The organism is Halalkalibaculum sp. DA3122 (genome assembly GCF_043951865.1).
GTDB lineage: Bacteria > Bacteroidota > Rhodothermia > Balneolales > Balneolaceae > JAMQKA01.
Genome location: NZ_JBINJF010000063.1, coordinates 1 through 7,589 on the forward strand (window position 1 = coordinate 1; position 7,589 = coordinate 7,589).

Sequence of the window (7,589 nt, forward strand, 5' to 3'; positions counted from 1 at the left end):
TTGACCTACCGCGAGATTGCCGGGCTGCTGGATATCTCCCCGAAGACGGTCGAATCGCAGATGAGCCGGGCCCTCAAACTCCTGCGGGAAGCCCTCAGTGCATATTCACCTGTTTCAAAATCAGGCTAGCCTGTAGTAAAGCTTGGCAACATCCATTTAATGTAGTCCGGATTGTTAGTAAATGATTTTTTTACAGGGTGGATGTTTTTGTAGTTGTACTAATTAGTAGAAGCGACAAAGAAAATGTAGAGATAATACGATGAATTGGAATTTGCTGCACAGATACTTAACAGGGGAATGTACCCCCGAACAGCGTCAGCAGGTGGAGTCTTGGCTGGAGTCGGACCCCCGCAACCGAGAGTTTATGAATTCGCTGGAGCGGATCTGGTCGGTGGAGCCGGCCCCGGAAACGCAGGTGGATGCACGGGCGGCCTGGGAGGAGTTCGAGACCCGGATGGTGCCGGTTGCTGCCCGGCAGCGACCCAGCCGGGGCAGGGATTATGCCCGGATGATCGCGTACGGGTTGTCAGCGGCGGCGGTGATCTTGGTGGCGTTCCTGTTTTTCCAACAGGTTCCGACCGGGGAGCAGTCTCGTCCGGGACCGGTGGCGACCAGCCAAGAAATTGTGACCGAACGGGGCCAGCGGACCACGGTTCGGTTGGGCGACGGTACACGGGTCCAGTTGAATGCAGACAGTCGTCTGCAGATTCCCGGCGACTACCTGCAGTCCGGCCGCCAGGTGCGTCTGCAGGGAGAGGCCTATTTTGAAGTGGAACCGAACCCGGATCAGCCGTTTTTGGTGCACACCCAGGGGACCTACACCAAGGTACTGGGGACAAAGTTCGGGGTTCGCGCGTATCCGGAAGATGCCCGGGTACAGGTGGTAGTGACCGAGGGCAAGGTGGAGCTGGGCCGTCCTTCGGGAGGTATCGGAGCACGGCAGCTGACCCGCAACCAGGTGGGCGTGCTGCCGGCAGGGGGAGAGACCAGGGTCTCCGAGCAGGCGAACCTGCAGCCGTACCTGGGATGGACCGAAGGACGGCTGGTGTTCGAGGACACCCCATTTTGGGAGGTGCGTAGGCAGCTGGAGCGCTGGTATGACATACAAATAACCCTGGCCGATTCCACGCTGGGACAACGCCGCCTGACGGCGAGTTTTAGCGGGGAACCGATGACGGAGGTGCTCAGTATTGTGGCCCTTTCTACCGACATGAGCTACACACGGGAACGACGGGCTGTCACTTTTCGGGACCGGAGTCGGTACGATTCTGACAGTGAGTCCACCGGTAATTGAAGTTCCCCCTGAGATCCCCTGCTGACTCCTACGGCCCTCACGGGGGCGCGGGGACGGGACAGGGGACGACAATAGGGGATGATTGAAAGGGAGATAGCAAAAGGAGCCAGTAGTAATTTTAACTAAACAGAGGATTAATGATGAATTGGGATAGATACAACAACTTGGTGAAAATTCTGGAAAGGATTATACCGATATGTTTGACGGTGATGCTGTTAGTGATTCCGGCCTTTGCCCAGAAAGGTGATGACCAGATGGCTAGTGCAGATAAAAAATATGGTGATATACAGCTAACGGAAGAAATACAGGCCTCATCACTACTTAACAAGATTATAAGTCTTGATTTAAAAGGAGTGACACTGGAGCAGGCCTTAAAAAAAGTATCGTCTGAAGCTGAGCTAAAGCTTTCATATAGCACCCAGCTTGTGCCTGTACAAGAAGAAATAAATCTGCAGGTCAATCAGGTTACAGTTAATCACGCATTATGGAAGATACTGGAGGGTACCGGGCTGCGGTTTGCAGTTTCTCCCAATAAGCATTTGGTAATAATGAACAGGAACCCAAAGACGGATCCACAGAAAAAAGGGGTGCTTGAGACAGTGTCAGGTCAAGTTGTTGATGCCAGTACGAATGAATCGCTTCCGGGGGTTAACATCATCCTGAAAGGAACAAGTACCGGTACTTCTACTGATGCGGAAGGCAGGTTTGAGTTAAATGTTCCTTCCCTTCAGGACACACTTATGTTTTCTTTTATCGGCTACCAGACCCTGGAAATGCCGATTAATGGGCAGACTCAGCTTAAAGTCGTAATGCAACCACAGGCTGTAGCAGGTGAAGAGCTAATTGTAACAGGATACATGCAACAGCAAAAAGCCGATCTGACAGGTTCAATATCGGTAATTGAGTCAGATGAGGTAGAAGGCAATCAATACTCCAATGTATCGAAAGCATTACAGGGAAAAGTTCCCGGTATGCAAATAACAACGGACGGAGATCCGGTTGGCAATGCGGAGATTCAAATACGAGGTATAACATCGGTAAATGCCAATCCCCCGCTGATTGTGGTAGACGGGATGCCTACCCAGCTTAATCTGAATGATCTGAATTCCGGAAATATAGCTTCAATTCAGGTCTTAAAAGATGCAGCTTCGGCGAGTATTTATGGTTCAAGAGCGGCGAGCGGTGTCATACTCGTAGAAACCAAAAAAGGACAAAGAGGAGACACCGAAATCAATTATCGCGGGTCGATTGGTGGATCCAGCATAATGAACCGGCCAGACATGCTTAATACGCAACAATACGGAGAAGCACTGTGGCGTGCAGCTATTAATGATGGACTGGATCCGGATCAGCAAACACAGCTTTACTCCTATGACTGGAGCACAAACAGCGATGGCCTGGCCCAGTTGAATAGTGTGACACCGCGGGAGTGGCTAAACCCGGAACAGACCATGCCTTCTGCAGATACGGATTGGTTTGACGAGGTACTGCAAACGGGCCTTCGTCAAAAACATCAAATTACCGTTTCAACCGGAACTGAAAATTCCAGGACCATGTTTTCTGCTGACTTTTTCCAAAATGAGGGGACCGTCATGCATAGCGGGCTGGACCGCTATACTGTTCGGTTGAACACGGATTTTAATTTGATAGATAATGTATTGCGTATTGGAGAAAATGTGTCATTATCCCACAAAGCGTTTCGAAGCGGGGTAAACGGCTCCATTCGCAATATGCTTATTATGCCGCCCATTGTTCCTGTTCGTACCAATACCGATGAATGGGGCGGAACATCGTATTACTACGGTATGGACGATTATAACAACCCGGTCAGGGAATTGACCATCGGCAAAGATAACAAGAACAACCAGTCAAAGTTGGTGGGGAGTGTATTTGTTGAGTTCTCTCCGGTAGAAAATCTTCTGTTTAAAACACAGGCCGGAATGGACTATACTGATGGTTATTTCAGGCACGTAGATTATACCTGGCAAGAGGGCGGAGGTAAACAGGATACACAGAATGGGGTCTCCAATAATTACTACCACAATTTGGATATGACCCTGACTAACACGGTGAATTACAATACGACCTTCAGCAATTATCATGATATCAGCCTGGTGGGAGGTATAGAGATATTTAAAAACAGTTCCCAGAATTTTAATGCCTACCGGCAGGATATTGAGATCGAAAACCGGGATTACGCTTTTCTGAATACAGCTACTGGAAATTTAAGCGCAAACGGTAGTGGAGATGAGTTGTCAATGGTCTCATACTTTTCAAAAGTAAACTACAATTTTGACTCCAGGTACCTGCTTTCAGCTACAGTGCGTTATGATGGCGCCTCAGTCTTTGGTACCAACAGCAGATATGCACTGTTCCCGGCAGCGAGTGTGGGATGGCGACTGAGTAATGAAGAGCTTATTGGAGATAATAGCATTATATCGGAGCTCAAAATTCGGGCGAGCTGGGGAGTAAATGGGAATTCAAACATCCCTACGAATGCCCGCTTCAACTACTATGATGCCGATTACTACTCAACAGCATATGCAATAGAGGGGAATCAAACGGGCCAACTCGCATCAGGGTATCGAAAAATTCAAACTGGAAATGAAGATCTGCAATGGGAAGAGACAACGCAGTTTACCCTGGGTGTGGATTTTGGTTTTTATGAAGGCAAGTTAACAGGGTCAATTGATCTGTACGATAAAGATACCGATGGAATGTTATTCTATCCCCCTTTCCTCGGTGCAGCCGGAGAAGGAGCCGGGCAATGGGTAAATGCCGCCGACATGATTAACAGGGGAGTTGAATTCCAGGTTAATTACATGAACAGCCCCAGTATGGAATTTGACTACTCCATTGGCCTGAATTTGAGTTCCAACAGAAATACGATTGATAATTTGCCCAATTCTGTCAGGTTTGCCTACGGCGGTAATGGCATTGACGACGACATCCAGGGGAGACCGCTCAATTCCTATTACGGTTTTGTTGCCGATGGTATTTTTAAAAGCCAGGAAGAAGTGGATGCCCACGCGGCACAAACCGGTAAGGGACTCGGAAGAATCCGGTATAAAGATCTGAACGGGGATGGAGAAATAACCTGGAATGATGACCGAAAATGGATAGGGAACAGCGATCCCGATTTAATATATGGGGTCAATTTCGACAGCAATTATAAAAATTGGGACTTTACGATGTTCTGGCAGGGAGTTCTCGGCAACACCGTCCGCAACGACTGGAAAACCTATAGTGACTTCTGGAATGTCTGGACCCAGGCGGGATTCAACCATTCAACTCGCGTGCTCGATGCCTGGTCTCCACAGAATCCCGATTCAGATATCCCCGCCCTCTCACTGTCGAACGCAAATGACGAGCGAAGACTTTCGACCTACTTTATGGAGTCGGGAGCTTATCTAAAGCTCAGAAATATTGAGCTGGGTTTTACAATTCCATCTGATGTCAGGTCCAAAATTGGGGCTGAAGACCTGCGCCTTTTTGTTAGTGCCCAAAACATCATCAACATCAAAAAGTGGTGGGGAGATGACGCCTATACCGGACCTTATCCAGAAAACGCAACGAAAGCCGGTGAGTACTCCAACCCGTATATGCGGCCCCAAATTTTTTCTGCTGGTATAGATGTGACATTCTAAAAAATTTTAATTCGACAATTGTATTTAGCTATGAAAAACTTCAAAACATATTTTGTTGTAGTATTGTCAGCTATTGTATTGACAAGCTGTGGAGACATGTTAGATGTCGAGCCCAAGGGTGTGGTAACCGAGGAGCAGGTAAGCGAGCCCGAATCTCTTGAGGGACTGGTAACTGCTGCCTACGCTTTCACCCCGAAAGCTTCGCCGTGTTGTGCTGAGTTTATGTCATTAAATCCCTGGATAGCAAGTGTCCGCTCTGATGATGCGTATAAAGGAGGCGGGGGACTGGATGATCAAACGCCATGGTACCAAATGGAGACGTTTTCACTGGTTTCCAGCAGTATTGGCAACAACAACGGGGTCTGGAAAAATGGCTATCACGGTATTGCAAGAGCGAATGAAGCGATCTCTAAAATTCAAGAGGTTGACGAAAGCGAATTTCCCGTCAAGACCACCCGCCTGGCAGAGATGCATTTTATCAGGGCATGGCTTCATTACAAGCTTAAAATTCGTTATCGCTGGATACCATACGTCCCAGAAGGGTTGACCCAGCAGGAGATAGAAGAGATCCCCAACAGGCGACCTGATGCGGAAAACGATATGTATATCTGGCAGCATATCTTGGACGATTTCAAATATGCCAGTGAAAATCTGCCGGAAACACAGGAGGATGACGGGCGGGTCAACAAAGCCACGGCAGATGCTTTTATCGTAAAAACCCTGCTTTGGATGGCCTATCCGCAGGATGACAATCACCAGCTGACAAATATTAATACCAGCAGGCTTGAAGAGGCTCTAACCTACGCTAATGAAATCATTAATAGTGGCCAGTATAGCCTGGCAGAAGATTTTGCCCATAATTTTATGTACGAGTGGGATAACCAATCGCCGGAAGTGTTGTGGGAGTTGCAATTTTCTACAGATGACGGGACACCGAATGGTAACCTGAATGAAGGAAATTCTCTTACCACTCCCTGGTGGTCTCCCTATTTTAGTTGCTGCGACTTCCACAAACCGTCTTTTAACATGGTAAATGCATTCAAGGTGGATCAAAATGGTTTGCCGATGTTCGATACGTTTAATGATGAATCAGCTCAAGGGAGCTATAACAACTATTTCTCCAATAACACGTTTGATCCCCGAATAGGACATACGGTAGCCATTCCCGGCCTTCCCTGGAAATATCAGAATCAACAGAATCCGGTTCTCTTTGACAGTGCCGGTTCACGACAACCTGATGTCTATGGATATTTCCATTCCTTGAAAGAGAATGTGAGAACGGACAGCCCGGGTCTGGTAGATCTTTTTTGGATGCATAATTCTAAAAACCAGGCCGTAGTACGTTACGATGAAGTTCTGTTGATGAAAGCTGAAATACTTATAGAACTTGGACGACACGATGAAGCTTTACCAATAATTAACCAGATAAGGCAGCGTGCTTCCAACAGTACGGGAATGCTGACATTTACGGATGGAAGCCCGACCCTGGACTATAACATTGAAACGTATCAGGACGGGGTAAATATAAATTGGACCCAGCAGAATGCCCGAAAGGCTTTGCGCTGGGAACGACGTCTGGAACTGGCCATGGAAGGGCGGCGCTTCTTTGATCTTGTACGGTGGGGCATCGCCGAAGAGGTCATGAACGATTACTTCGAAAAAGAAAGAGAACGACGGCAGTGGCTGAGTGTCGCTGAATTTCAATCGGGCCGTGATGAATACCGGCCTATTCCGCAAGAACAGCTGAATCTGTCAGAAGGAGTATATACTCAGAATCCCGGCTACTGATGTAACCATTCAAAAAAGGACGATTTGGATCTCTAATGATGCCTGAGTTGTAGATGCCACTTGCTGGGCACGATATAATTCAGGCATCACTTTTAATTTAAAGCAAGTGTACCCATTTAAGTGTGGGGTATATTTAGATGTTATGTGAGCATCGGATAACCGTTTAAAAAGCATTAATGAGAACTCTCTCCTTTAAGGTGCCCAAATCCCTTTGCGGAATGTGAGCGGACGATTTCCGTGATAGCAGTTATGTATTTTTGCCAACTTATTGAAATATCCGGGTCTTATGTCTAACTCACATCAATTTGAGGAACACGCGGTACCGACATAAGTATCAGGAAGAAGACGTTACTACTGCTACTGTTGCAAGGTTAAAATTTGCGGAAGTTTACTTATGTACGACCGTCAGGCAGTCCGTGCAGTGGACTCGTCATGTCCTGAATTGGAACGGGTGAAATAACTTAGTTCTATTAATTAAAAGTTTTTACTCAAGGTGAATTTTCGGACGTGGATATTTCTTGAATATTATAAACTCTCATAAATACTGTGCATTCCTCTCCATTTCTGGGACCATATTCAAAATTTTATGTTGAAACAATGTACTTCATCATTGCCATTAAATTATGAGCATACTACTATTTCTACTATGGTTATCATGGATAGTGATTTTTATAATAATTTAATCTGAAATCTAAATTGCCGATCGTAAAACCAGGGATTGAGGGGATATGTCTGATGTTTGCGATGAACGAGTAAGCGAATGGGTACGGCGCATTCGTGAGGGGGACCGGTCCTCGTTCCGGGAGCTGTTTTTGGCCCTGTATGAGCCGTTGTGCAATTTTTGCTGGCGGTACGTGCGC

General features: G+C 47.1%; 4 protein-coding genes. All 4 read left to right on the forward strand.

The window, feature by feature from the left end; all coding sequences use genetic code 11:
* A complete protein-coding gene (locus ACG2F4_RS18910; protein WP_395262513.1) occupies nt 1–129 on the forward strand; it encodes a sigma factor-like helix-turn-helix DNA-binding protein in 129 nt (42 codons plus the stop codon).
* 130 nt (nt 130–259) lie between these two features.
* Nucleotides 260–1,294: a FecR domain-containing protein gene (locus tag ACG2F4_RS18915; RefSeq protein WP_395262510.1), complete on the forward strand. Its 1,035-nt coding sequence runs from the start codon at nt 260–262 to the stop codon at nt 1,292–1,294.
* 209 nt (nt 1,295–1,503) lie between these two features.
* On the forward strand, nt 1,504–4,941 hold the full coding sequence (locus ACG2F4_RS18920) for a TonB-dependent receptor (RefSeq protein ID WP_395262511.1): 3,438 nt from the start codon (nt 1,504–1,506) through the stop codon (nt 4,939–4,941).
* Between the two features lie 96 nt (nt 4,942–5,037).
* Nucleotides 5,038–6,729, forward strand: a complete 1,692-nt coding sequence (locus ACG2F4_RS18925; RefSeq protein WP_395262512.1) for a RagB/SusD family nutrient uptake outer membrane protein — start codon at nt 5,038–5,040, stop codon at nt 6,727–6,729.
* Nucleotides 6,730–7,589 lie beyond the last annotated feature (860 nt).

Coding starts and splice junctions, on each gene's coding strand:
- ACG2F4_RS18920 (WP_395262511.1), top strand. CDS start 1,504: ATGCTGTTAGTGATTCCGGCCTTTGCCCAGAAAGGTGATGACCAGATG.
- ACG2F4_RS18915 (WP_395262510.1), top strand. CDS start 260: ATGAATTGGAATTTGCTGCACAGATACTTAACAGGGGAATGTACCCCC.
- ACG2F4_RS18925 (WP_395262512.1), top strand. CDS start 5,038: ATGTTAGATGTCGAGCCCAAGGGTGTGGTAACCGAGGAGCAGGTAAGC.